This is a genomic window from Streptomyces sp. NPDC007157, assembly GCF_040634235.1.
In the GTDB taxonomy this organism is placed as follows: domain Bacteria; phylum Actinomycetota; class Actinomycetes; order Streptomycetales; family Streptomycetaceae; genus Streptomyces.
In genome coordinates this window covers 599616-623483 of sequence record NZ_JBEYFE010000001.1, presented here as the reverse complement: position 1 = coordinate 623483, position 23868 = coordinate 599616, and the positions used below count along the sequence as shown (strand labels likewise).

General features: G+C 72.0%; 22 protein-coding genes and 1 pseudogene. 14 read left to right on the top strand and 9 right to left on the bottom strand.

Annotated features, from left to right (window positions below; translation table 11 throughout):
- Window positions 1-90: 90 nt before the first annotated feature.
- The 4 genes from ABZ642_RS02775 to zapE all read right to left on the bottom strand — a co-directional run bounded on the left by ABZ642_RS02775 (window position 91) and on the right by zapE (window position 3961).
- Window positions 91-1575, bottom strand: coding sequence for a SulP family inorganic anion transporter (locus tag ABZ642_RS02775; RefSeq protein WP_360475959.1), 1485 nt, complete (start codon window positions 1573-1575; stop codon window positions 91-93).
- Between the two features lie 8 nt (window positions 1576-1583).
- Window positions 1584-2162, bottom strand: a complete 579-nt coding sequence (locus tag ABZ642_RS02770) for a carbonic anhydrase (RefSeq protein WP_360475956.1) — start codon at window positions 2160-2162, stop codon at window positions 1584-1586.
- A gap of 90 nt (window positions 2163-2252) precedes the next feature.
- Window positions 2253-2648 carry a hypothetical protein gene (locus tag ABZ642_RS02765; RefSeq protein WP_360475953.1) on the bottom strand — a complete coding sequence of 132 codons (396 nt, stop codon included), beginning with the start codon at window positions 2646-2648 and terminating at the stop codon, window positions 2253-2255.
- Window positions 2649-2854: 206 nt separating this feature from the next.
- Window positions 2855-3961, bottom strand: coding sequence for a cell division protein ZapE (gene zapE, locus ABZ642_RS02760; RefSeq protein WP_360475950.1), 1107 nt, complete (start codon window positions 3959-3961; stop codon window positions 2855-2857).
- 37 nt (window positions 3962-3998) lie between these two features.
- On the opposite strand from zapE, the gene ABZ642_RS02755 reads away from it, so the two are divergent.
- The 6 genes from ABZ642_RS02755 (at window position 3999) to ABZ642_RS02730 (ending at window position 10448) form a co-directional block, all read left to right on the top strand.
- On the top strand, window positions 3999-4778 hold the full coding sequence (locus ABZ642_RS02755; RefSeq protein ID WP_360475947.1) for a pyrimidine reductase family protein: 780 nt from the start codon (window positions 3999-4001) through the stop codon (window positions 4776-4778).
- A 173-nt stretch (window positions 4779-4951) separates the two neighbouring features.
- The gene (locus ABZ642_RS02750; protein WP_360476083.1) at window positions 4952-5407 is read left to right on the top strand and encodes an indole-3-glycerol phosphate synthase; all 456 of its coding nucleotides are present in this window, start codon (window positions 4952-4954) and stop codon (window positions 5405-5407) included.
- A 194-nt stretch (window positions 5408-5601) separates the two neighbouring features.
- Entirely contained in the window at window positions 5602-6990 is a 1389-nt protein-coding gene (murC, locus tag ABZ642_RS02745; RefSeq protein WP_360475944.1) for a UDP-N-acetylmuramate--L-alanine ligase, read from the top strand.
- Between the two features lie 13 nt (window positions 6991-7003).
- A complete protein-coding gene (gene msrB / locus ABZ642_RS02740) occupies window positions 7004-7411 on the top strand; it encodes a peptide-methionine (R)-S-oxide reductase MsrB (protein WP_360475941.1) in 408 nt (135 codons plus the stop codon).
- Between the two features lie 146 nt (window positions 7412-7557).
- Complete coding sequence (locus ABZ642_RS02735) at window positions 7558-10056, top strand: DUF4132 domain-containing protein (RefSeq protein WP_360475938.1); 2499 nt, start codon at window positions 7558-7560, stop codon at window positions 10054-10056.
- Window positions 10056-10448: a hypothetical protein gene (locus ABZ642_RS02730; protein WP_360475935.1), complete on the top strand. Its 393-nt coding sequence runs from the start codon at window positions 10056-10058 to the stop codon at window positions 10446-10448. Before ABZ642_RS02735 ends, ABZ642_RS02730 begins: the two co-directional genes overlap by 1 nt.
- Window positions 10449-10497: 49 nt before the next feature.
- Here ABZ642_RS02730 and ABZ642_RS02725 read toward each other — a convergent pair whose 3' ends face one another.
- Window positions 10498-11763, bottom strand: a complete 1266-nt coding sequence (locus tag ABZ642_RS02725) for an MFS transporter (protein ID WP_360475932.1) — start codon at window positions 11761-11763, stop codon at window positions 10498-10500.
- Window positions 11764-11857: 94 nt separating this feature from the next.
- Here ABZ642_RS02725 and ABZ642_RS02720 point away from each other — a divergent pair, with 94 nt between their 5' ends.
- Together ABZ642_RS02720 and ABZ642_RS02715 are read left to right on the top strand one after the other, a co-directional pair.
- Window positions 11858-12250: an ArsR family transcriptional regulator gene (locus ABZ642_RS02720; protein ID WP_360475928.1), complete on the top strand. Its 393-nt coding sequence runs from the start codon at window positions 11858-11860 to the stop codon at window positions 12248-12250.
- Window positions 12251-12313: 63 nt separating this feature from the next.
- The gene (locus tag ABZ642_RS02715; protein ID WP_360475925.1) at window positions 12314-13615 is read left to right on the top strand and encodes a SpoIIE family protein phosphatase; all 1302 of its coding nucleotides are present in this window, start codon (window positions 12314-12316) and stop codon (window positions 13613-13615) included.
- 267 nt (window positions 13616-13882) lie between these two features.
- Here ABZ642_RS02715 and ABZ642_RS02710 read toward each other — a convergent pair whose 3' ends face one another.
- Both ABZ642_RS02710 and ABZ642_RS02705 read right to left on the bottom strand, forming a co-directional pair.
- A complete protein-coding gene (locus ABZ642_RS02710; protein ID WP_360475922.1) occupies window positions 13883-15286 on the bottom strand; it encodes a HAMP domain-containing sensor histidine kinase in 1404 nt (467 codons plus the stop codon).
- A gap of 47 nt (window positions 15287-15333) precedes the next feature.
- On the bottom strand, window positions 15334-16089 hold the full coding sequence (locus ABZ642_RS02705) for a response regulator transcription factor (RefSeq protein ID WP_360475919.1): 756 nt from the start codon (window positions 16087-16089) through the stop codon (window positions 15334-15336).
- Between the two features lie 91 nt (window positions 16090-16180).
- Between ABZ642_RS02705 and ABZ642_RS02700 the strand changes: the two genes are divergently transcribed.
- The 3 genes from ABZ642_RS02700 to ABZ642_RS02690 are packed head-to-tail and all read left to right on the top strand — an operon-like array spanning window position 16181 to window position 18652.
- Window positions 16181-17518, top strand: coding sequence for a ferredoxin reductase family protein (locus ABZ642_RS02700; protein ID WP_360475916.1), 1338 nt, complete (start codon window positions 16181-16183; stop codon window positions 17516-17518).
- Between the two features lie 10 nt (window positions 17519-17528).
- Window positions 17529-17927, top strand: coding sequence for an FMN-binding protein (locus ABZ642_RS02695; RefSeq protein WP_360475913.1), 399 nt, complete (start codon window positions 17529-17531; stop codon window positions 17925-17927).
- 2 nt (window positions 17928-17929) lie between these two features.
- A complete protein-coding gene (locus tag ABZ642_RS02690) occupies window positions 17930-18652 on the top strand; it encodes an FAD:protein FMN transferase (RefSeq protein WP_360475910.1) in 723 nt (240 codons plus the stop codon).
- A 61-nt stretch (window positions 18653-18713) separates the two neighbouring features.
- Here ABZ642_RS02690 and ABZ642_RS02685 read toward each other — a convergent pair whose 3' ends face one another.
- Together ABZ642_RS02685 and ABZ642_RS02680 are read right to left on the bottom strand one after the other, a co-directional pair.
- Window positions 18714-20795, bottom strand: a complete 2082-nt coding sequence (locus tag ABZ642_RS02685) for a glycosyltransferase family 39 protein (protein ID WP_360475907.1) — start codon at window positions 20793-20795, stop codon at window positions 18714-18716.
- A gap of 95 nt (window positions 20796-20890) precedes the next feature.
- Window positions 20891-20998: pseudogene (locus ABZ642_RS02680) on the bottom strand (glycosyltransferase family 2 protein); the annotation flags it as partial.
- Between the two features lie 351 nt (window positions 20999-21349).
- Here ABZ642_RS02680 and ABZ642_RS02675 point away from each other — a divergent pair.
- From ABZ642_RS02675 to ABZ642_RS02665, 3 genes are read left to right on the top strand one after another with little or no spacing between them, the layout of a single operon-like run.
- Complete coding sequence (locus ABZ642_RS02675) at window positions 21350-22480, top strand: ABC transporter ATP-binding protein (protein WP_360475904.1); 1131 nt, start codon at window positions 21350-21352, stop codon at window positions 22478-22480.
- The gene (locus ABZ642_RS02670; RefSeq protein WP_360475901.1) at window positions 22477-23127 is read left to right on the top strand and encodes an ABC transporter permease subunit; all 651 of its coding nucleotides are present in this window, start codon (window positions 22477-22479) and stop codon (window positions 23125-23127) included. Before ABZ642_RS02675 ends, ABZ642_RS02670 begins: the two co-directional genes overlap by 4 nt.
- A complete protein-coding gene (locus ABZ642_RS02665) occupies window positions 23124-23789 on the top strand; it encodes an ABC transporter permease (protein ID WP_360475898.1) in 666 nt (221 codons plus the stop codon). The genes ABZ642_RS02670 and ABZ642_RS02665 overlap by 4 nt, the downstream gene beginning before the upstream one ends.
- The last annotated feature ends 79 nt before the right edge of the window (window positions 23790-23868 follow it).

The window sequence follows — 23868 nt, the reverse complement described above, 5'->3', positions numbered from 1 at the left end:
GGCCGTTCGGGGCCACGGTCGTCGCCGGGAGCGGGTCCGGGCCGGGATGCCGAGGGGCGTCGGCATCCCGGCCCGGGAGCGGCCGTCGGTTCAGACGGCCGTGACCCGGGTGGTCCCGGCCGAGACGGCCGTGACCTTCACCGGTTCGGTGCCGGCGTCGCTGTGCCGCTCGGCCCAGCCCTCCAGCGCGGTCCGGCAGGCGTGGTCGAGATGGTGCAGCCCGGACAGGTCCACCCGGATCGGGCGGTCCTGGGGCAGCGCCTCCAGACTGTCGAGGATCCTGGGCAGCCGCAGGAAGGTCGCGTTGCCCGACAGGTGCGCGTCGATCGGGCCCGCGCCCTTGTCGATGACCTCCAGCTTGATGTGCGAGGCCTCCCACGCGGTCTTGACGATCGACAGGGCCAGTCCGATGAGCACGCCCTCGAACATGCTGACCGCGACGATCGACACCGCGGTGACGACCAGGATCAGTGCCTCGCCCCGGTGCTCGCGCCACAGGACGGCCAGCGCCCGTACGGGGATGAGCTTGGCGCCCGAGTAGACCAGGATTCCGGCGAGCGCCGGGATCGGTATGTGGCCGAGGACTCCCGGCAGCAGCGCGGCGAACAGCAGCAGCCAGACGCCGTGCAGCACCCGGGACGCCTTCGTCCGGGCGCCCGCCTGCACATTGGCCGCGCTGCGCACGATCACCGCGGTCATCGGCAGCGCGCCGAGCACCCCGCAGAGCGCGTTGCCCACACCCTGGGCGATCAGCTCCTGGTTGTACTTGGTGCGCGGACCGTTGTGCAGCCGGTCCACGGCCGCCGCGCTGAACAGCGACTCGGCGGACGCGATCAGCGTGAACGCCACGATCGTGCCGATCACGCCGAAGCCCGCCAGTTCGCCGAAGGCGCTCAGCGGCGGCGGCTGGACGGAGCCCAGCAGTCCGTGCACCTCGACGGTGGCGACCGGGAGGCTCAGCAGGAACGCGGCCAGGGTGGCCAGGCCGACGGCGGCCAGGGGGCCCGGAACCGTCCGCGCCTTCGCCGGGAGGTACTTCCACAGCACCAGGACCGCGACGGTGCCCGCGCCGAGGGCGAGCGAGGCCAGCGCCTCCCCGTCGCCGAGGGCGTCCGAGAACGCCCCGGGCAGTCCGGCTATCTTGCCGGGCCCCGACTCGGGGGCCTTGGCGGCGAGCGCCGGATACAGCTGACCGGCGATCAGGACCAGACCGATTCCGGCCAGCATGCCCTCGACCACCGAGACCGAGATGGCCCGGAAGTAGCGGCCCAGCCTCAGCGCACCCATGGCGATCTGGAGCACGCCGGTGACGAGCACGATCACGCCGAGCACCGGCAGCCCGAACTCCCGCACCGCCTCGAAGACGAGCACGGTCAGGCCGGCGGCCGGCCCCGACACCTGAAGGCTGCTGCCCCGCAGAATCCCGGTGACGAGACCGCCCACGATGCCGGTGACCAGGCCGAGTTCGGCCGGCACACCGGAGGCGACGGCCACGCCCACGCACAGCGGGAGCGCGACCAGGAAGACGACGAGAGAGGCGGTGAAGTCCTGCTTTATGTGGGGGAACTTGGTCATCGCGACGCTCACAGGGTCTCGAACGCGTCGGTGGCGGCGCGGTGTTCGCGCACGGCACCGGTATGGACCTCGTAGTACCAGCCGCGCAGGGTCAGTTCGCCCTGCGCCAGTTTCCTGTCGATGAACGGGTAGGAGCGCAGCCGCAGCAGCTGGGCGAGCACATGGCTCTGCACGCCCTCGGCGACGGCCGGATCCTCGACCGCCCCGGTCGGGCGCGGCTCGGCACGGGCCAGCCAGTCCCGTACGGCGGGTACGGCGTTCAGGTCGTCGCCGCGCACCAGCGCGCCGACGGCGCCGCAGTGCGAGTGCCCGCAGACGACGATGTCGCGGACGCCGAGCACCTCCACGGCGTATTCGATGGTGGCCGCCTCGCTGGTGGGGTGCTCCGAGGCGTACGGGGGGACGATGTTGCCCGCGGTGCGCAGCTCGAAGAGCTCGCCCGGGCGGGCGCCGGTGATCAGGGCCGGGACGACCCTGGAGTCGGAGCAGGTGATGAACAGCACCTGCGGGGACTGGCCTTCGGCGAGTTTGGCGAACTCCTCAGGGCGCTGTCCGAACGTACGGGCGTTGTCGATGAGGGGCTGCATGATGTGTGGACTCCTCCTGGCGCGCCGGAGTGGCGCGTCGGGCTTGCACGACGGTGGTGGGGGGTGACGAGCCGGGGCCGAACCCGTCGCTCAGCAGCGGAAGACCTGAAGCGCGGCCGGCGAGTGGGCTCTGGACGCTCTTGACGTGCGTTGATGGCGGGCCGCGGGGGCCGCCGAGGCGGGTATCGCCTCGGTGTGCCGGGCGGTGGGCGGACGGTCGTCGGCCCAGCCGGCGGTGGCGGTGCGATGGCGGTCGGCGCTCTGCGGCGGGCTGGGGGGCTCCCCGCAGAGGCCGTGGTCGCGGAGGGTGTGCGAGGCGTCGCGCACGAACTTCGTCGAGGGCTGCAGACCGGGCTGGGCCTTGGCCTCTACATGACTGGCTGTGTGCGCGGCTGCGAATGTCGCCGTGGGCGCGAAGAACTGGACGGCGAGCAGGGCGGCGGCCAGGAGCGAGAACACGGCCCGGGCCTTCGTACCACGGAACATGAGCCCCCCTCGCGGCAGTTCGCGTCCCTTGTGTGCACCAAGCACAAGTCAATGGTTGGTCAAGAAACACGTTAACCCTGCAAAGTCGTTTGCAGGGTTAACTCGGTGTTGCGAACCGAAGAGAGCGTGAAAAATGCCGGTGGGGTGGCTCGATCGAGCTCTTGACCCGGCGATTTTGGTCGAACAGGAGGGCCGAACAGGAGGGCCTATCCGGCGGCGATGAGCCCCTTGGCGTCCCGGGCCAGGGCGGTGAGCCGGGAAATCGCGCGGAAGTACTTCTTCCGGTAGCCGCCGTTCAGCATCTCCTCGCTGAACAGCCCGTCGAACGGCAGGCCGGAGGCCAGAACCGGGATCTCACGGTCGTAGAGCCGGTCCGCGAGGACCACCAGCCGCAGCGCGGTCGACTGGTCCGGCACCGGCCGCACATCGGTGAGGCAGACCGCCGTCACGCCGTCGGTCAGCGCGCCGTACCGGCTGGGGTGCACCTTGGCCAGGTGGTCCAGGAGCTGCGGGAAGTCGTCGAGCGAGGCGCCCTGGGTGGCGTACGCCGCCTTGGTCACCAGTTCCTCGGAGAACGGCGCCGGCGCCTCGGGCAGGCCGCGGTGGCGGTAGTCCTCGCCGTCGATGCGCAGGGCGCGGAAGTGGGCCGACAGGCCCTGGATCTCCCGCAGGAAGTCGGCGGCCGCGAACCGGCCCTCGCCGAGCTTGCCCGGCAGGGTGTTGGAGGTGGCGGCGAGCGCGACACCCGCGTCGACCAGGCGGCCCAGCAGCGTCGACACCAGGACCGTGTCGCCGGGGTCGTCCAGTTCGAACTCGTCGATGCAGAGCAGACGGTGACCGGACAGGGTCTGCACGGTCTGCTGGAAGCCGAGCGCGCCGACCAGGTTGGTCAGCTCCACGAAGGTGCCGAACGCCTTCAGCGCGGGCTCGGCCGGGGTGGCGTGCCAGAGCGAGGCGAGCAGGTGGGTCTTGCCGACGCCGTAGCCGCCGTCGAGGTAGACCCCGCGGGGTCCGGCCGGAACCTTCGGCGCCCTGGCCTTTCCGAAGCCGAAGAAGCCTCGCTTGCCGCCGGTCGCCGCGTGCGCTCCGCCGAGACCGGCCGCGAAGCCCTCGAGGACGCGTACGGCCTCGGTCTGGCTCGGCTGGTTCGGGTCCGGTATGTAGGTGGCGAAGCGGACCGAGTCGAAGCGGGGCGGCGGCACCATCTCGGCGACCAGCCGGTCCGCGGGGACGTGCGGCGAGCGGGCGCACAGCGACAGCGGGGCCGCGTCGGCTATGGGGCTGACCTCGGAAGCGGCGGGAGAAGACGACACGGTTGTCCATGGTAGTTGCCGTGCCACACTGCACGACATGCGACGCCTGTTCCCTGTGACCGAAGAGACAGCGGCCCCGGCCTCCGGCGGTCCGACCGAGGGGGAGTGGAGTCTCGCCGAGCTTGCGCTCGCCTACGGCTATCCCGCGGGGCGAGAGGTCTGGCTGCGGGCCAACATGGTGTCCACGCTCGACGGCGCCGCCCAGCACGACGGACGGTCGCAGTCCATCTCCAGCGCCGCCGACATGCGGATCTTCGGCACCCTGCGGGCGCTCGCGGACGTCGTGGTCGTCGGAGCGGAAACGGTACGGCAGGAGGGGTACCGGCCGGCCCGCGCACGGGCGGAGTTCGCCGGGGCCCGGGCGGCGGCGGGACAGGGCGCGGCCCCCGCGGTGGCCGTCGTCACCGCGAGTCTGGACCTCGACTTCTCGCTCCCGCTGTTCACCTCGCCCCTCGTCCCCACCCTGGTCCTCACCGGCGCGGCGGCCGCCCCCGACCGTGTCGCCGCCGCCGAGCAGGCCGGCGCCCGGGTGGTGGTCGCCGGTGACGGCGTCGGGGTCGACCCCGTCCGCGCGGTCGGCGCCCTCGCCGGACTCGGCCACACCCGGCTGCTCACCGAGGGCGGACCCCGGCTGCTCGGGCAGTTCATCGCCGCCGGTGTCCTCGACGAGCTGTGCCTGACGACGTCCCCGATGCTCACGGCGGGGGCGGCGCAGCGCATTTCCGGGGGCCCCGGTGTCACCGTGCCCAGACGTTTCGAACTAGTGTCCTTGCTGGAGGAGGCCGGATTCCTGTTCAGCCGCTATCAGCGGTCCTGAATTCGGCGGAATCTACCGTTCCGCTTAGCTTCCGGCGGGCACACTGAATCCGGCAGTACCCGTGCGATCACGGGGCAGGATGGTTTCCGCAGGGCTGGCTAGGCCCCAGGGAGGACAGAGGGTCCGAGCGGCCCTCTCAGGAGAAGAGGCGCCTGGTGTTCACAAGCGTTCTGATGATCGAGAAGGCCCTGACGTCCGCCGACGTGGAGTTCGTCACCACCTTGCACGGGGACGAGCAGGTCTCCTTCCATGTGCTGCTCCAGCCGCGCGGCGACCAGGCCGACCGCCTGCTGCGCGCCATCGACGACATCGCGCTCGGCGAACTGGACGAAGCCGCGCGCGAGCGGGAGACGCCGGAGGGGGACGCGGCGAAGGGACCGGCCGAACAGGCACTGGACGTGTCCCTGGTGGCCCTGCGGGCGGCGGGGAGCACGGCGGACGGGCGGATGGTCGAGGACCACCCGCTGGACGCGCTCAAGAAGGTGGTGGAAGAGGTCGGTGCGGACGAGGTGATCGTGCTGACCGATCCGCACTACGTGGAGGAGTTCTTCCACCGGGACTGGGCGTCCCGGGCGCGGCACAAGGTGGGGGTGCCGGTGCTGAAGCTGTTCTCGCACAGCAAGGCCTAGGCGCCGCGCGGGTGCGGTGCGTCGGCGGGTGCCGGTGCGTTGCGGCTGGTCGCGCCCACGCGGCGGTGGCCGCACATCGAGACGGCCCCGCGCCCCTGAAGGGGCGCTGACGCCCATGCCCGTTGCGCGGCACCCGGTGCCCGAGCGCATAGGCTAAGGCTGCTTTCGCACGTACCGTCTCTGGGGAGAAACACATGGCACCCGGCCTTCCTTCCGCCATGGAGCGACCGCACTTCATCGGGATCGGCGGCGCCGGGATGTCGGGGATCGCCAAGATCCTCGCCCAGCGTGGGGCCGAGGTGGCCGGAAGCGACGCCAAGGAGTCGGCCACCGTCGAGGCGCTGCGGGCGCTGGGCGTCACCGTGCACATCGGGCACGCGGCCGGGCACCTGGCCGACGACGCCAGCTGTGTCGTCGTGTCGTCGGCGATCCGCCAGGACAACCCCGAGCTGGCGCGCGCGGCCGAACTGGGCATCCCCGTGGTGCACCGCTCGGACGCCCTCGCCGCCCTGATGGACGGCGCGCGGCCGATCGCCGTCGCGGGCACCCACGGCAAGACCACGACCACCTCGATGCTGGCCGTCTCGCTGACCGAGCTGGGCCGTGAGCCGTCGTACGCCATCGGCGGCGACCTGGACGCCCCCGGCTCCAACGCCCTGCACGGTGAGGGTGAGATCTTCGTCGCCGAGGCGGACGAGTCGGACCGCAGCTTCCACAAGTACGCGCCCGAGGTCGCCATCGTCCTCAACGTGGAGCTCGACCACCACGCCAACTACGCCTCGATGGAAGAGATCTACGAGTCCTTCGAGACCTTCGCGGGCCGGATCGTGTCCGGTGGCACGCTGGTGGTCAACGCCGATCACGAGGGCGCGCGCGAGCTGACCCGACGGCTGGCCGGCAAGGTCCGGACGGTGACCTACGGCGACGCCGCCGATGCCGATGTGCGGGTGCTGTCCGTCGTCCCCCAGGGGCTGAAGAGCGAGGTCACCGTCGCGCTGGACGGCACCGAACTGACCTTCACGGTCTCCGTGCCCGGCCGCCACTACGCGCACAACGCCGTCGCCGCGCTCGCCGCGGGCGTGGCCCTCGGGGTCCCGGCCGCCGAGCTGGCGCCCGCGCTCGCCGCGTACACGGGCGTCAAGCGCCGCCTCCAGCTCAAGGGCGAGGCGGCCGGCGTCCAGGTGATCGACTCCTACGCCCACCACCCCACCGAGATGACCGCCGACCTGGAGGCCATGCGCGCCGCCGCCGGGGACGCCCGGATCCTGGTCGTCTTCCAGCCGCACCTGTTCTCCCGTACCCAGGAGCTGGGCAAGGAGATGGGCGACGCGCTGGCCCTCGCGGACGCTTCGGTGGTCCTGGACATCTACCCGGCCCGCGAGGACCCGATCCCCGGTGTCACCAGCGAGCTGATCATCGAGGCGGCACGGGTCGCGGGCGCCGACGTCACCGCCGTCCACGACAAGGATGAGGTCCCCGCCGTGGTCGCGGGAATGACGAAGCCCGGTGATCTGGTTCTCACCATGGGCGCGGGAGATGTGACCGACCTGGGCCCGAAGATCCTGGAACGCCTGGCGAAGTAAGGGGCTGAGAGTCATGTCGTACGACGTCGACAAGCCGGACGAGCAGTGGCGGTCGGAGCTGACGCCGGCCGAGTACGCCGTGCTGCGTCAGGCGGCGACCGAACCGGCCTTCACCGGTGAGTACACCGACACCAAGACCAAGGGCGTGTACTCCTGTCGCGCCTGCGGTGCGGAGCTGTTCACCTCCACCACGAAGTTCGAGTCCCACTGCGGGTGGCCGTCCTTCTACGACCCGAAGGACACCGACGCGGTCGAGCTGATCGAGGACCGTACGCACGGGATGGTGCGCACCGAGGTGCGCTGTGCGCGGTGCGGCTCGCACCTCGGGCACGTCTTCGAGGGCGAGGGGTATGCGACCCCGACCGACCAGCGGTACTGCATCAACTCGATCTCGCTGCGGTTGGCTCCGGACGAGACCTGAGGACTTGAGCGCAGGTCGAGTGGGGTCGGCTCTGGCCAGGGCCGACCCCGTCGCTGTTTCCGGTGCCGGCCCCGTGCGGGATGTCCTGACGTCGGGAGGATCCCTGGGCCGGTCGTGTTGTCAGTCCCCTCTGCCATCATCCCGCCATGTTGTACGACGCCTTGGTGGCCGAATCCCGTAGGAACGACTCGCTCGACGACGTGCGGGCCGCCGCGCTCGACCGGGTCCGCTGGCTCGTCGACCTCCTGGAACGTCAGCGGGCCGAGTTCCGGCGATCCATGGGGCACGAGCACCGGCGATCCAGGGCGGTGGGCGCGGCGACCCAGGCCGAGATCGACGGGCGGCTCGCGGCCTGCGCGGACGAGGAGGGCAGGGCCGCGGTCCTCTGCCTCATGCTGGCCGCCTGCTTCGACGACGTGAGCCTGTGGCAGTACGACGCCGAGATCGGGCCCCTGGTCTCGCGGGTGCGCGGTTGGCAGCCCGACGAGGTCGCGGTGCTGTTGCTCCGCGCCACCGAGCACGACATGGGCTTTCTGTTCGCCGATTCGCTGGAGCCGGCGCTGAACGCCGCCGACCAGCTCGACGCCGACGGCCGCCGTGCGGTCCTGCCCTGGTTGCGGCACGCACACACGGTGCTCATGGACATCACTGTCGAGGCGCGCCTGCGCGCGTCGCTCGCCCAACGCCTGCGCGCGCTGCTCGCGAGCGTGGACGAGGCGCACATCCCCGACGGACTGATCCCCGCCGACGCTCCCTGGGCCGCCTCGCTGAGCGACCGTGCGAAGACCTCTCCAATGCGGGAACTGGCGGGGTTCGTACGGCACTTGGCGAGCCTGTCGGGGCCGCGTCCCACGCAGAGGTGGCGGCGGACGTGCCTCGAACTCGCGGACGCGGCGTCGGCGCGGGACCTCGTGTCCGACGTCCTGCGGGCGCTGGCCGAGGGCGATCCGCTGTGCAGCAGGGGAAGCGGCGGGCACACCGCCTGGATCCCCGGCGATCACCACTACCACTACGTCGTCCACCAGAACGACGGTGACCTGGCGCGCGGCGTCGTCTGGGCGGCCGCGCTGACCGGCGGACCGGCCGCGGTGCGGCACCTCGGCGCGCTCGCTCTGCGGGCCGGCGGCCTCGAAGCCCTTGTGTTCGAGGACCTCAAGCTCGCGGGGGCGGCGATCAACGCGCTGGCCGAGACCGGCGATCCGGCCTCTGTGGAGGCCCTGTGGCGGCTGCGGTCCCGGATCAGGCACCGGGCGCTGCGCAAGCAGCTCGACACCGCGCTGGTGACGGCAGCCGGGAGGCAGGGCATCACGCCGGAGCAGCTCGTCGAGCGCGGCGTGCCGGACCACGGCCTGGCGCCGGACGGTTCGCTGGAACGGGAGTTGGGCGGACACCGGGTACGGGTGGCGATCGAGGAAGCGGCGACCGTGCGGCTCACCTTCACGCGCCCCGACGGGGGGACGTCCCGCACGGCTCCGGCGGCGGTGAAGGACGGCTTCCCGGACGAGCTGCGGGAGTTGAAGGCACTGGCCAAGGAGGTGCGGGGGACGCTGTCGGGGGAGCGGGTCCGCGTCGAGGCGTTGATGTCGGCCGGGCGCGAGTGGCCGTACGCCGAGTGGTGCCGCCACTACCGTGACCATCCGGTCACCGGGGCTCTCGTCCGTGGCCTGATCTGGGAGTTCCAGGGCGCGGACGGCACGTGGCGTGCGGTGGCACCGATGGCCGAGCCACCCGGCCGGCCCGAGCGCGTCCGGTTGTGGCATCCGATCCGGGTGCCGACGGACGACATCAGGGCGTGGCGGGAGCGGCTCGTCGCCGAACGGCTGCGGCAGCCGTTCAAACAGGCCTTCCGGGAGATCTACCTGCTCACCCCGGCGGAGGAGGAGACCGGTGTCTACTCCAACCGGTTCGCCGCCCACATCGTCCACTACCGGCAGCTTTACGCGCTGTTCAAGGAGCGCGGCTGGCAGGCCAACTTCCTCGGCCGGCACGACGGCGGCTACGACGGGAAGGCGCGGGCCGAGTTCGGCGACGGCCAGTGGCGGGCCTGCTTCCACCACGAGCCCGCCGCGGACGACGACGGCAGCGACTACGCGCCCGAGCACGCCGCGACGGACCAGGTCCGCTTCGAGCGGCGGGACGGCCGGCGCTGGCGGGAGGTTCCGCTGGCGGAGGTGCCCCCGCTGGTGTTCAGCGAGGCGATGCGGGACGTCGATCTGTTCGTGGGCGTGACCTCGATCGCCGCCGATCCCGACTGGACCGACCGGGGCGGGGACCGCTATGCCGGGTACTGGCGGACGGCCACGTTCGGAGCGCTGACGGCGAGCGCCGAGGTCCGCCGCGACGCCCTGGAGCGGATCCTGCCGCGCCTGAAGATCGCCGGCCGGTGCTCGCTCGACGGCCGCTTCCTGATCGTCCGCGGCGAGCTGCGCACGTACAGGATCCACCTGGGCTCGGGCAACATCCTGATGGAACCGGACGACAGCTACCTGTGCATCGTCCCGTCGCGAGGCAAGGGCGACGGCAAGGTCTTCCTGCCGTTCGAGGACGACCGGCTGTCGCTGATCCTCAGCAAGGCGTTGCTGCTCGCCGCCGACAGCAAGATCACCGACGCGTCCATCCTCATACAGATCGAGCGAGGTGCCTGATGGCCACCGTGACGTTCCGGGACGAGACCGCGACGGGCCGACCGCTCACCGAGTGGGAGGCCGCCGGGCTGCCCGAACGGATGACCGTACGCGAGCTGATCAGGCTCCGGGTCCGCGGGGAGGTCGCCCGGCACAACGCCCGCCCGAGCAACTGCTTCAACGGCCTCGTCCGCCCCGACGACGCCGAGACGGAGCTGAACGGCTACCGGCTCCGCGAACCCCGCCGCATCGACTGGGAGCGCCAGGCCGAGATCGCCGAGCGCGCCTTCCTCGCCAACGGGTTCTTCGTGCTGGCCGGCGATCGCCAGGTCGAGGACCTCGACGAAGTCGTGGATCTCAGCGCCGTTCCCGACCTGGTCTTCATCAAGCTCGTCGCCCTCGTCGGCGGCTGAGAGACCGGCACCTTCGGTCGCACGGGCTCGGCCGTCCGGCGTCGGCCGGTCACAGCGGCTCGGCCGTCCGGCGTCGGGAGGCGAGGACCACCAGGCCGCCGATGACGGCGAGGGCCGTCAGGACGACGGCGAACACGGTGGTGCCGTCGGTCAGCCCGACGGCGTCGCTGAGGTAGCCGGCCGAGACCGGCAGCAGGCCCGCCGGGACGTAACCGCCCACGTTGAGCGCCGCGTTGGCCTCGGCGAGCCGCTGGGCCGGGACGCTGTGGTTGAGCAGGGAGAGCCCGCCGAGCTGTCCCATGCCCTGGCCGGCGCCGGCCAGCAGCGCGGCGGCGATCAGCACGGCGACCGCCGAGGTGTGCACGGCGGTGGCGAGCGCGACCATGCTGAGCGTGGTGCTGACGGCTCCGGCGGTGAGGACGGTCCGCCGGGACAGCCTCTGCACCGCGAACTGCACCCCGGTGGCGGCCAGGAACATCGCGAACGCCATGGCCCCGGCGACGATCCGGCTGGTGGTGCCGAGCAGGCCGGACAGCAGCGAGGGGCCGAGTGAGAGCACGAAGGACGTCGCGGTGATGCCGGGCGCGAACACCGCGATGCCGAGGGCGAGTTGCAGACCGTTGCCGCGCGGGACGCCGGGTACCCGCAACCACGCGCCCTTGGGGGGAGCGGCCGGGCGGCGCACCGGCATGCGCAGCACGGCGAGGATCGCGGTGGCGAGCAGCGCCGTCTCCACCACGAAGACGGTGACGGTGGGACCGGGCAGGGTCTCGGACAGGACGCCCGCGAGGAGCGGTCCGAGGCCGGCCCCGAAGACCATCGCACAGGAGGCGAGCAGGGCCGCGAGCCGCCTGCGTTCCCGGCCGGCCACGTCCGTCACGGCCGCCATGCCCGCGGAGACCACCGCGCCGACGGCGATCCCGGTGAACAGCCGGGCCACGATCAGCGCGGCCACGCCGGACGCGGTCGCGAAGACGACACAGGCGGCCAGCGCCAGCCCGAGGGCGGGCAGCAGGACCGTCTTGCGGCCGAGCCGGTCGGAGACCACGCCGGAGACGAGCAGCGACCCGAGCAGGCCGACGATGTAGCAGGCGAAGATCACGGTCAGGGTCCCCTTGGAGAACCCGATCTCACGCTGCCACACCACGTACAGCGGCGTCGCCGCGTTGGACAGGACGAAGACCGCCGTCACCGGCCAGGCGGCCAGCCATATCCACCAGGTGGGAGCGGGGGAGGCGGCCGGCCCCGAAGGCTCCCCGGTAGCGGCCTTCCGCTCACCTCCCGCCTTCGCGGGTGCGGTTCGACTCTCCGACATGACAGGCACCCCTTGCTGCAGTACGAGTTTTCTCGAACATAGCATGCAGTACGATTGGAGTCGTACAAAGGATTCGGGTCACGAGGAGTCGCCCATGCCTTCCACGGCGCGTCCGGCGTCCGTACGGGTGCCGGAGTTCAAGGTGCTGCCACAGCCCGCGGACCTGCCCGAGCCGCTGCCCGAGCCCGCGGTGGCGGAGCTGCGCCTGGAGACGGTGCTCGGGGCGCTGAGCGACCCGCTGCGGCTGCGGATCGTGCAGAAGCTGCTGCTGGATTCGGAGCGGTACGACCACACCTGCGGGTGGTTCGGCTTCGACCGCCCCAAGTCCTCGCTGACCCACCACTTCAAGGCCCTGCGCGAGGCCGGGGTCACCCGGCAGCGCCAGTACGGCCTGGAGCGCCGCAGTCACGTCCGCGTCGACGACCTGAACGCGCGCTTCCCCGGCCTGCTGGACCTGGTCGCGGCCTGGACGCCGGCCGAGGGCTGACAGGAGGCCGTGCAGCGCGTGGTGGCTGGTGCCCCCTGGGGCGCTGTTTGAGATTCTGTGAGGGTGTCGGGTGTCGCGCGATGGTTCCAGTCCCACAGGGGACCCGCGTCCGCCGACGGCCCGAGGACAGCGGACGGGCTCGTCGCGGGCGCCGACCCTTCCGCGCCCTTCAGGGCGCTGCGGACGGTCGCGGCCGGCATCGGCACCACCCTCGACGAGTCCACGACCTGCACGGAACTGTCCCGGGCGGCGGTACGGCTGACCGGCGGCGGCGCTGCCGTGATACGGCGGGTGGGCGAGACCGTCTCCGGCTACGAGTCGATCACCGGCGACGCCGACATGCTGCCGGACGTCCGCTGGGCCACCGCGGTCGCCCGGGACGCGGGCTCCCCGGCAGCCGACCACTGGACGGACCCCTGGCTGTCCCGCCCGGCCGGCAGCCGCACCCGTCCGGCCGTGTGCGTGCCCCTGACCAGTGGCTCCGACCAGTACGGCGTCCTGGTCTGCGCCCGCGAGGGGATCGACTTCGTCCGGGAGGAGGCCGAACTGCTCGCCTTCCTGGCCGAACGCGCGGCCTCCCACATCCGGCACGCCCGCGAGTACGAGCACGTCAACCGCACCGCCGGTGACCTGCAGCGCGCCCTGCTGTCCGAGCCGGGCCGACCGCACCCCAACCTGGACGTGTCGATCCGCTACCTCCCGGCGGGCGGCCGGGTGCTGGTCGGCGGAGACTGGTGCGAGACGGTACGGCTGCACTTCGGCCGCACCCTGCTCGTCGTCGGCGACGTGATGGGCCACGGCCTGGAGGCCGCCGTCGACATGAGCGCCTACCGGTCCTCGCTCCGCTACATCGCCTCCTCCGAGCTGCCCCCGCACCGGGTGCTGCGCCAGATGGACGCCATCGCCGACCACGAAGCGGACCGAAGGCCCGCCACCTGTCTGCTGGTGCGCGTCGACCCGAGCCGCCATCAGGTCACCCTGGCCAGCGCCGGCCACCTCCCGCCCGCCCTCATCACCGGCGATGGCCGTACCTCCCTGCTGCCGGTCCCGGTGGGCCCGCCGCTCGGCACGGGCTTCGGAGGCTACGAATCGGCCACCCACCGGTTCGACCCCGACCACGCCCTCGTCCTCTTCACCGACGGCCTGGTGGAACACCGCGGCGAGGACATCGACCGCTCCCTGAACCGCCTCGTGGACCTGCACTTCAGCCCTGCCGTCGGCGTGGACGCCCTCCTGGAGTCCATCCTCACCCGCCTCGACGCCCGCAACGCCGAGGACGACGTCGCGGTCATGGCGGCCCGCCCGCATCCCCGGCAGGGCGGGTTCACCTTCGACCCCGAGGAGGAGAGGGCACCGGGCCTGTGACGGTGGGCCCGGAGACGACGCAGGACCGCTCCGCGGCAGGTGCCGCCCGGGATCCGGGATCCGGTTGTCGACGCCGGACGGGGACGCCGAGCCGGTGCGGGGGGGGGGGGGGGGGGGCCCCCCCCCCCCCCCCCCCCCCCCCCCCCCCCCGCGGCCCCCCCCCCCGGGAGCGTGTAGAACGGCTGGCCGCCGGGGGGGCGCCCCCGGGGGGGGGGGGGGGGGGGGGGGGGCCCCCCGCCCCCCCCCCCCGCACCGGGCCACCGTGGGCTACCCGGTCAGCGTCAGTGTGAACACGGTCGAGCCGTCCGGGCCGTCGCCCAGCCCGATGGTGCCGCCGTGTGCCTCCACCAGGGCCCGGGCCACCGACAGGCCGAGGCCGCTGCCGCCGCGGTCGCGGCTGCGGGCCTTGTCGACGCGGTAGAAGCGGTCGAAGACCCGGGCCCGGTCGGCGGACGGGACACCGGGGCCACGGTCGGCGACGCTCACCGTCGCCGAGCCGGGCGCCGTGGTGACCGTCACCGCGACCGGCGTGCCGGTGGGCGTGTGGACGGCCGCGTTGGTGAGGAGGTTGTCCAGCACCTGGCGGATGCGGACCGGGTCCAGGCGCAGCGGGACCGGGTCCCTACCGACGGAAACCGTCAGCGGATGGTCGTCGTGTGCCGCCCGGAACGCGTCCGCGGCCTCCCGCACCAGCTCCGCCAGGTCGGCGTCCTCCAGCCGCAGCGGGGCCTCCACCTCGGCCGCGTCCAGCCGGGCCAGGAGCAGCAGGTCGTCGAGGAGGATGCCCATCCGGGCCGCCTCGGCGCGCAGCCGGGCCAGGTGCTTGTCGCGTTCCTTGGGGGCGTTGGCGGCCGCGTACTGGAAGAGGTCGGCGTAGCCGCGCACCGACATCAGCGGGGTGCGCAGCTCGTGCGAGGCGTCCGCGACGAACCGGCGCAGCCGCTGCTCGGCCTCCGCGCGGACGGCGAGCGAGCGGTCGATGTGTTCGAGCATGGTGTTGAACGCGGTGCGCAGCTCCTCGACCTCGGGGCCACCGCCCCGCTTGGCCGCGCGCAGCGGCAGCCGGGCCGCCGACTCCGTCAGATTGTGCGAGGCGATGCCATGGGCGGTGTGCGCCATGTCGCTCAGCGGCTCGAGACCGTGCCGCAGCAGCCGGCGGCCGAACACCACAAGGGCCAGCAGCGCCAGCCCGAACGCCACCACCTGGACCGTGACCAGCTGTCGTACCGTGTCGTCGATGCTGTCCATCGGCGCGCCGCTGACCAGCACCACCCCCGGCTCCACCTCGCAGCCGCGCAGCCGGTACTCGCCCTCCCCGGTCAGGTCCCGGGTGCTCAGCACCTCGGTGCCCGCGGCGATCTGCGCCTTCGCCACCGACGTGAGGTCGCCGATGTCCGCGGGCAGATCGCCCCGCTCCTCCGGCTTGCGCAGCACCGGCGAGCCGTGCGAGATGTCGTACACGGCGTAGTACCAGCGGTAGTACTTCTTGCCCTGCAGGGTGCCGTTCTGCTCGATGCTCTTGGACTGGGCGGTCTGGGCGAGCCCCAGCTGGTCGTCCAGCTGCGCCGACAGGTAGTCCCGCATGTACGTGGTCAGGGCCGTGCCGACGACCGCGAACACCACCAGGGCCAGCGCCCCCAGCCCCAGCGCCAGCCGGGTGCCCAGACGCATGTTCCGGTACCGGCGCCTGCCCCGGTACCAGCGGCGCAACCGGCCGGTCACTCCGCCGCCTGCTGCCGTATGACGTACCCGAAACCGCGCACGGTGTGGATCAGCGGTTCCCCGCCGGCCTCGTCCAGCTTGCGGCGCAGCCGGCTGACCACCAGCTCCACCACGTTCGAGCGGCCGCCGAAGCCGTACTCCCAGACATGGTCCAGGATCTGCGCCTTGGTGAGCACGGTCGGCGACTTGCGCATCAGATAGCGCAGCACCTCGAACTCGGTCGGGGTCAGCGAGAACAGCCGCTCGCCGCGCCGGACCTCACGGGTGTCCTCGTCCATCGTCAGGTCGGCGACCTGGAGGACCGAGCGCTGGAAGCCGGGTCCCGCGCTGCGCCGCAGCACCGTGCGCAGCCGGGCCATCAGCTCCTCCACCGCGAACGGCTTGACCAGGTAGTCGTCCCCGCCCCGGGTCAGCCCCGCGACCCGGTCGGCGACCCCGTCGCGGGCCGTGAGGAACACCACCGGCACCATCGTCCCGGAGTGCCGCAGCCGGTCCAGGACACCGAAGCCGTCCACGTCCGGCAGCATCAGGTCGAGCACGACGATGTCCGGCCGGAACTCGGCGGCCCGGGCCAGCGCGTCCTCACCGGAGTACGCGGTGACCGCCTCCCAGCCCTCGTACCGTGCGACCGTCGCGACCAGGTCGGCGATCGGCGGGTCGTCGTCCACGACGAGGAGTCGTACTTTTTCCACCCGCTCATACTGCGCTACCCGGTGGCGGACGCCAGACCCGCGCCCACACCGAGAACACATCGATAACCAGTTGAAAGTCGTCCGACAGGAAAACGACAGCAGTCACGGGTGAAGCTCGACTCCCAGGACCCGATCAAGGAGCTGCCGACCCGTGACGACCGTCCAATCACCCCCTGCGCCCCCCACGGCGATACGCCCCGGGGTGGTGGCCCGCACGGGCCTGTTCGCCGTACTCGCCGTGAACGCGGCCGTGGTCGCCTACTTCTTCGCCCAGGCGGGCTTCGCCTCCAACGCCCTGATCGTCATCGGCCGTTTCCTCGGCCTGTACGGCGCCCTCGTCATGGCCTTCCAGCTGGTGCTGGTCGCCCGGCTGCCCTGGCTGGACCGCCGGATCGGCATGGACCGGCTCACCTCCTGGCATCGCTGGACCGGCTTCGCCCTGCTGTGGACGCTGCTCGGGCACGCCGTCTTCATCAGCTTCGGCTACGCCGACGGCGCCGGCGTCGGCCCGGTCGGCGAGATCGTCGACCTAGCCGAGACGACCGAGGGTGTGCTCCGCGCCGTCGTCGCGCTCGGCATCGTCCTCGTGGTCGGCGCCGTCTCGGCCCGCTACGCCCGCCGTCGGCTCGCCTACGAGACCTGGCACTTCATCCACCTGTACACCTACGTGGCCGTGGTGCTCGCCTTCAGCCACCAGGTCGCGGTCGGTACGACGTTCACGGCGTCGTCCGCCGCCACGGCGTACTGGTACGCCCTGTGGGGCGTCGCGCTCGGCTCGGTGGCCCTGAGCCGGCTGGTCCTGCCGCTGTGGCGCAACCACCGCCACCAGTTCCGTGTCTCCGCCGTCGTCCCCGAGTCGGACAACGTGGTCTCCGTCCACGTCACCGGTCGCGACCTCGACCAACTCGGCGCGCGAGCAGGCCAGTTCTTCCTGTGGCGGTTCCTCACGAAGGACCGCTGGTGGCAGGCGAACCCCTTCTCCCTCTCCGCCGCGCCCGACGGCCGCACCCTGCGCCTGACCGCCAAGGCCGTCGGCGACGGCAGCGCCGCCCTGCGCCACCTGAAGGTCGGCACCCGGGTCTTCGCCGAGGGACCCTACGGCGCCTTCACCACCCTGCACCGCCGGAAGACCGAGTCCCTGCTGATCGCGGGCGGCGTCGGTGTCACCCCCATCCGCGCTCTCCTGGAGGACCTCGAAGGCCACGCGGTCGTCATCTACCGCGTCGCCGGCGACCGGGACGCCGTCCTCTACGACGAACTGCGCGACCTCGCCGTCGCCAAGGGCGCCGAACTGCACCTGGTCACCGGCCCGCCGGTCCCCGACAGGCTGGCGCCGCGCGAGCTGGTCCAACTGGTGCCGGACATCGCCGACCGGGACGTCTTCCTGTGCGGGCCGCCGCCGATGATGAACGCGGTGCTGCGCAGCCTGGGAGACCTGGGCGTGCCCAAGCCGCAGATCCACTTCGAGCGTTTCAGCCTGGCGGGATGAGAGAGACACCGTGAAGCGAGCCATACCTGTCGTCGCCCTGAGCATCGCGGGCCTGATCCCCCTCTGGCGCTACGAGCCGTCCGTCGGCGGTACGACGACCTCCGCCACCGAGCCCGTCACGACCCCGTCCACCTCGGGGACCGCCGCTTCGGGCACGGTCGTCCAGGGCACGACCGTCAACACCGAGAAGGGTCCCGTCCAGGTCCAGGTGACCTTCGACGGCGACAGGATCACCGCGGTGAAGATGCTCCAGCAGCCCGACCACCCGCAGACGTCGGCGGCCGTGCCGGTGCTGATCTCGGAGACGCTGAAGGCGCAGAGCGCGGACATCGACACGGTCTCCGGCGCGACGGTCACCAGCGACGGCTACCGGGAGTCCCTGCAGGCCGCGATCGACGCGAAGGGCTGATCATGCACCGGGTCGAACACGTCATGGGGTTCCCCGTGTCGCTGCGGACCGACGACGAGGGGGACTTCGGCCAGGCCGCGGACGCCGCCTTCGCCTGGCTGCGCGAGGTCGACGAGCGGTTCAGCCCGTTCAGGCCGGACAGCGAGGTCTCCCGGCTCGACCGGGGCGAACTCTCCGAGACCGAGGTGAGCCCGGACCTCGCCGAGGTGCTCGCGCTGTGCGAGGAGTACCGGCTGGCCACCGGGGGCGCGTTCGACGTACGGCTGCCGGGGCGGGGCCTCGACCCGTGCGCGGTGGTCAAGGGCTGGTCGGTGCAGCGGGCGGCGGACCTGCTGTCGGCGGCCGGAGCACGGCGGTTCGTGCTGAACGCCGGCGGTGACGTGGTGGCGTCCGGCGGGCCCTGGCGGGTCGGGATACGGCACCCCGAGCACCCCGATCAACTGTGCAACGTCCTTGAGATCACGGACGGGGCGGTCGCGACCTCCGGGCGGTACGAGCGCGGTGACCACATCCTCGACGGACGTACCGGCCGCCCGGCCACCGGGCTGCTCAGCGTCACCGTCGTCGCCCCGACCCTGACGGAGGCCGACGCCGTGGCCACCGCCGCCTTCGCGATGGGCGTGCAGGGCGCCGAGTGGGCGGCGCGACGGCCGGGCTGCGAGGTGTTCGTGGTGGACGCGGAGCACGCCGTGCTCCGGACGGCGGGGCTGCCGGTCGCCGCGTGAACCCAGGGACGTGAGAGAGGCGGGCCGCCGGGAGCGGCCCGCCTCTCGGCCGGGTGTGCGATCAGTTCACGTCGGACGCGTCCAGGCGGTACAGACCGCTGTAGGCGCTCACCGCGCTGCCGTGCTTCTCCACCCAGGTCGCGATCTCGGAGTCGGTGCCCTGGCCGCCGCCGCTGCTGACCACGAGGTAGTGCAGCTTGCCCGACTTCACCAGGCTCTTGAGCTTGGCGAGGGTCATCGCGTCGTCGCTGCCGGACCAGCCGCCCATGGAGATGACGGGCTGACCGGACTCCAGGATGATCGAGGAGGCCGTCTGGTCGGTGGCCACCGCGACCAGCCAAGTGGCCCCGTCCTGGTGCTTCTTGAGGTACGTGATCATCGCCGAGCCGACCTGGGTGTCACCGCCCGTGCCTCCGCCGGTCCGACCGGACTGTGACTGACTGCCGGAGCCGGTGCTCGTGCTTCCGGTCCCGGTGCTTCCCGTCCCGGTCGGCGGCTGCCCCATGGACTGCCCGCCGGAACTGCCGGAACCGCTCGGGGCGGTGCCACTCCTGGTCCCGCTCGGCGCGCTGCCGCTCGGCCGCTGGCCGCCGCCCATACCGCCCATACCGCCACCGGTGTTGGGGCCGGCCGTCGGGTTGGTGCCGTTGGTGCTCGCGGTCGTGGCCGCGGAGACGGAGTAGGCGGCCGGACCGGCCAGCAGGGCGACGATCGCCGCCACCGCCGCGAAGCCCATCAGCCTCCGCCGTCGCGTGAACCGACCGACCAGCAGCCCGGTCACCGCCAGCGCACCGCCCAGCGCGGCCACCACCTCGGCGACCGTGTACAGCGTGCCGGAGCCGGACACCCGCTGGAGCAGGACGACCGCCCATACCGTGCTGACGCCGACGGCCACCGGGAGCACCCAACCCCACTTGGCCGCCGAGCCGTCGCGGAAGGCCCGGTACAGCATGACCCCGCCCGCGCCGGTCACGGCCGCGATCCCGGGGGCCATCGCGGTGACGTAGTACGGGTGGAAGGTGCCCTCGGCGAGGGAGAAGGTCAAGAAGTGCAGGACGAACCAGCCGCCCCACAGCATCAGCGCGGCCCGCCCGGCGTCGGTGCGCGGCGCCCGGCCGCGCAGCACCAGCGCGCCGGCCAGGGCGATCGCGGCGAACGGGACCAGCCAGGAGATCTGGCCGCCCATGATGTCGTTGAACATCCGGTACAGACCCGAACTGCCCCCGAAACTCGCCCCGTTGCCCTGCGAGCCCACCGACGAACCCGCCCCGAAGATCCGGCCGAAGCCGTTGTAGCCGATGACCAGGTCCCAGACCGTGTTGTCGGTGGAGCCGCCGATGTAGGGCCGGTCGGCGGCCGGGATCAGGTCGACGATCACCATCCACCAGGCGCTGCTCACGATCAACGCGACCGTGCCGACCGCGAGGTTGCGGACGCGCCGGCCCAACGAGACGTTCGCGGCCCACAGATAGACCAGGAAGAACGCCGGCAGCACCACGTACGCCTGCATCATCTTGGTGTTGAACGCGAAGCCGATCGCGACCGCCGACCACACCAGGGGCAGCAACCTGCCGGTGCGCACGGCCTTCAGCAGCGCGGCCGCGCCGAGCAGCATCAGGAAGACCAGGATCGGGTCGGGGTTGGTGTCGCGGTCGATGGCGACGGTGATGGGCGTCAGGGTCAGCACCAGCGCGGCGATCGTGGCCGCCACGACCCCGAAGTCCCGCTTGACCAGCCGGTACAGTAGGGCGACCGAGCCGACTCCGACGGCGACCATCGGCAGCGCCAACTGCCAGGTTCCGTAGCCGAGAACACGGGCGGACAGGCCCATCACCCACAGGGCGAAGGGGGGTTTGTCGACGGTGATGAAGCTGCCGGCGTCCAGGGCGCCGAAGAAGAACGCCTTCCAGCTCCTGGTGCCGGAGTAGACGGCCGCGTTGTAGAAGGTGTTGCCGGTGACGGAGGAGAGGTTCCAGGCGTACAGGGCGGTGGCCAGGAGCAGGATCGCCCACAGGGCCGGGCGGGCCCAGCGGGGGTCCTCGGGCGCGCCCGCGAACAGCCTTCTGGCGCGGGAGACCGGCGGGGCGGCGGACCGGTGCCGGCCGTCCTGGACCGGGGCGGGCGACGGGGCGAGGGTCGTCATGACGCGTACTCCAGGGGCTCGGTGACGGCGTCCGCCCCGGTGGGCAGGACCGCGACGTGCTGCGGGACGGTGGTACGACGGGGCACGGCGGGGACGCGCACCACCGCCGACTCCCGGTGCAGCCGGCTGCCGACGGCGAGGTCGCTGTGCCCGGACAGCAGCGGGGCGACCAGCGGCAGGAAGCCTTCGAGCCCGGTCGACAGACGGGCCTCGTTGTGGACCGGCACCACGATCCCTACCGACCGGCGCCGGACGCCTCCCGCGTTCGTTTCGTTCATGACCATGACGATCGGGGTGCTGTCTGGGGCGGCCGTGAGGCTTCACTGAGCGAGCAATGAGAATCAGGGAACTCACAGGTTCCGCACAGCGGATGCCGGTCGGGCGCCCAGGAAGCGGCCGGGAGCGGGGTGGCAGGTCACAGACTGAAGACGACCAGTCAGCCGCCAAAGTGCTGAAACACTTGCGGTCTAGACTCTCCCCGCAACGGCCTGCACCACGGCGACCGTGGTCGAAAACTGGGCAGTCTCAGCCAAACCCGAAGGGCATTCGGCGTTTTGATACGGATAGATTCAGTCAGCAAGCGGTACCCGGACGGTACGGTCGCCGTCGACCGACTCTCCCTGGAGATACCGGATCGCTCGATCACCGTCTTCGTCGGCCCCTCGGGCTGCGGCAAGACGACGACCCTGCGGATGATCAACCGAATGGTCGAGCCCAGTGAGGGCCGTATTCTCCTGGACGGCGCCGACATCCACGCGCAGCCGGTCAACACCCTGCGCCGGTCGATGGGTTACGTCATCCAGAACGCCGGTCTCTTCCAGCACCGCACGATCATCGACAACATCGCCACCGTGCCCCGGCTGCTCGGCTGGAGCAAGCAGAAGGCGCGTGCCCGGGCGGGCGAGCTGATGGAGCGGGTGGGCCTGGACTCGGCCCTCGCCAAGCGCTACCCGTACCAGCTCTCCGGCGGTCAGCAGCAGCGCGTCGGCGTGGCCCGGGCGCTCGCCGCCGACCCGCCCGTGCTGCTGATGGACGAGCCGTTCTCCGCCGTGGACCCCGTGGTCCGCAAGGGCCTCCAGGACGAACTCCTGCGAATCCAGGGTGAGTTGGGCAAGACCATCGTCTTCGTCACCCACGACATCGACGAGGCGATCAAGCTCGGCACGATGGTCGCCGTGATGCGCACGGGCGGGCACCTCGCCCAGTACGCGCCGCCCGCCGAACTGCTCACCGACCCGGCCGACGCCTTCGTCGAGGACTTCCTCGGCGCCGACCGGGGTATCCGCCGGCTGTCCTTCTTCCCCTCGGCGGACCTCGCGTTGCAGACCGCCCCGATCGTCCCCGTCGACGCCGACGCCACCAAGCTCGGCGCCCGCACCTCGACGGACGCCCCCTATCTCCTCGTGACGGACCTGGACGGCAGGCCGCTCGGCTGGGGCGAGCCGCGTGAGCTGACGGCCGGCTCGATCGACACGGAGCGGCTGCTGCCGTACGGGCGGCCGTTCGTGCCCGGCCGGGACTCGCTGCGTGCCGCCCTCGACGGCTCCGTGCTCTCGCCGACCGGCTGGGCGGTGGCCGTGGACGGCGAGGGACGCGCGGTCGGCGTCGTCTCCCAGCAGGTCATCGGTGCCGCGATCCGCACCGCCCACGCCGAGGGCCGCGACGACACGAAGGTCGGGGGATGAGCGGCTTCTTCGACATCCCCAGCGACCTCCAGAACACCTACTTCGGGCTGATCGGCCTGCATCTGCGCGAGGCCCTCGTCCCGGTGCTGGCCGGCCTGCTGGTGTCCCTCCCGATCGCCCAGCTCTGTGTGCGCTTCCGCTGGCTGTACCCGCCCGTCCTGGGCGTGACCACGATCCTGTACGCCATTCCCTCGCTGGCCTTCTTCGTGGTCCTCATCGACTACACCGGCCAGACCGAGACGACGGTGATGATCCCGCTCGCGGTGTACAGCCTGGTGGTCCTGGTGCCGGCGATCGTGGACGGCGTCCGCTCGGTCCCGGCCGAGACCCTCGCCGCCGCCACCGCCATGGGCCTCGGCCCCGTACGCCGTTACTTCCAGGTGCAGTTGCCGATCGCCGTCCCCGCGATCATCGCCGGCCTGCGGGTGGCCACCGTCTCCAGCATCTCGCTGGTCAGCGTCGGCATGCTGATCGGCAACCAGGGAGCCCTCGGCAACCTGCTCAACGACGCCAACACCTACCACCGCCCCGAGCTGGCGGTGAACTCCGTGGTGACGACGGCCGTGCTGGCGATCCTGGCGGACGCCCTCCTCGTCCTCCTGCGCCGTGCGCTGACGCCCTGGATGCCGAAGGAGAGCACCCGGTGAACGTCCTCAACTTCGTCCACGCCTTCTTCAGCGACAGCGCGCACTGGCACGGGTACGACGGCATCCCCACCCGCCTGTGGGAGCACGTCCAGTACTCGCTGAAGGCGCTCGCCTACGCGGCCGTCATCGGCCTGCCCGTCGGCCTGATCACCGGCCACTACGGCCGCGGCGGCAACACCCTCGCCCTGATCGCCACGGCCGGCCGGGCCCTGCCCAGCTTCGGCCTGCTGGTCCTGATGTTCATCTGGCTGGGCTTCGGCCTGCTGCCGGTGATGATCCCGCTGGTGATCCTCGCCGTACCGCCGATCCTGGTCACGACGTACGAGGCGATGCGCTCGGTCGACCCGTCCCCGGTGGACGCGGCACGCGGCATGGGCATGCCGGAGGCACGGGTCCTCTTCCAGGTCGAACTCCCGGTCGCCCTCCCGCTGATCCTCAGCGGTCTGCGCTCGGCGGCCATCCAGATCGTCTCGACGGCGACGATCGCGGCGTACGTCAGCCTGGGCGGCCTGGGCCGCTACATCATCGACGGCCTCTACCAGAAGAACTACGAGAAGGTCGTGGGCGGCGCCACCCTGGTGGCGGCCATGGCCCTGGCGACGCTGGGCATCTTCTGGGCGATACAGCGACTGACGGTCTCTCCCGGAGTACGGAGGAGTTAGCGCCCCGAAAGGGGCGCGGGACTGTACCGAATATGCGGCTGCCGCCGCGTGGGCGCGACCGGCCCCACGCGGCGGCCCC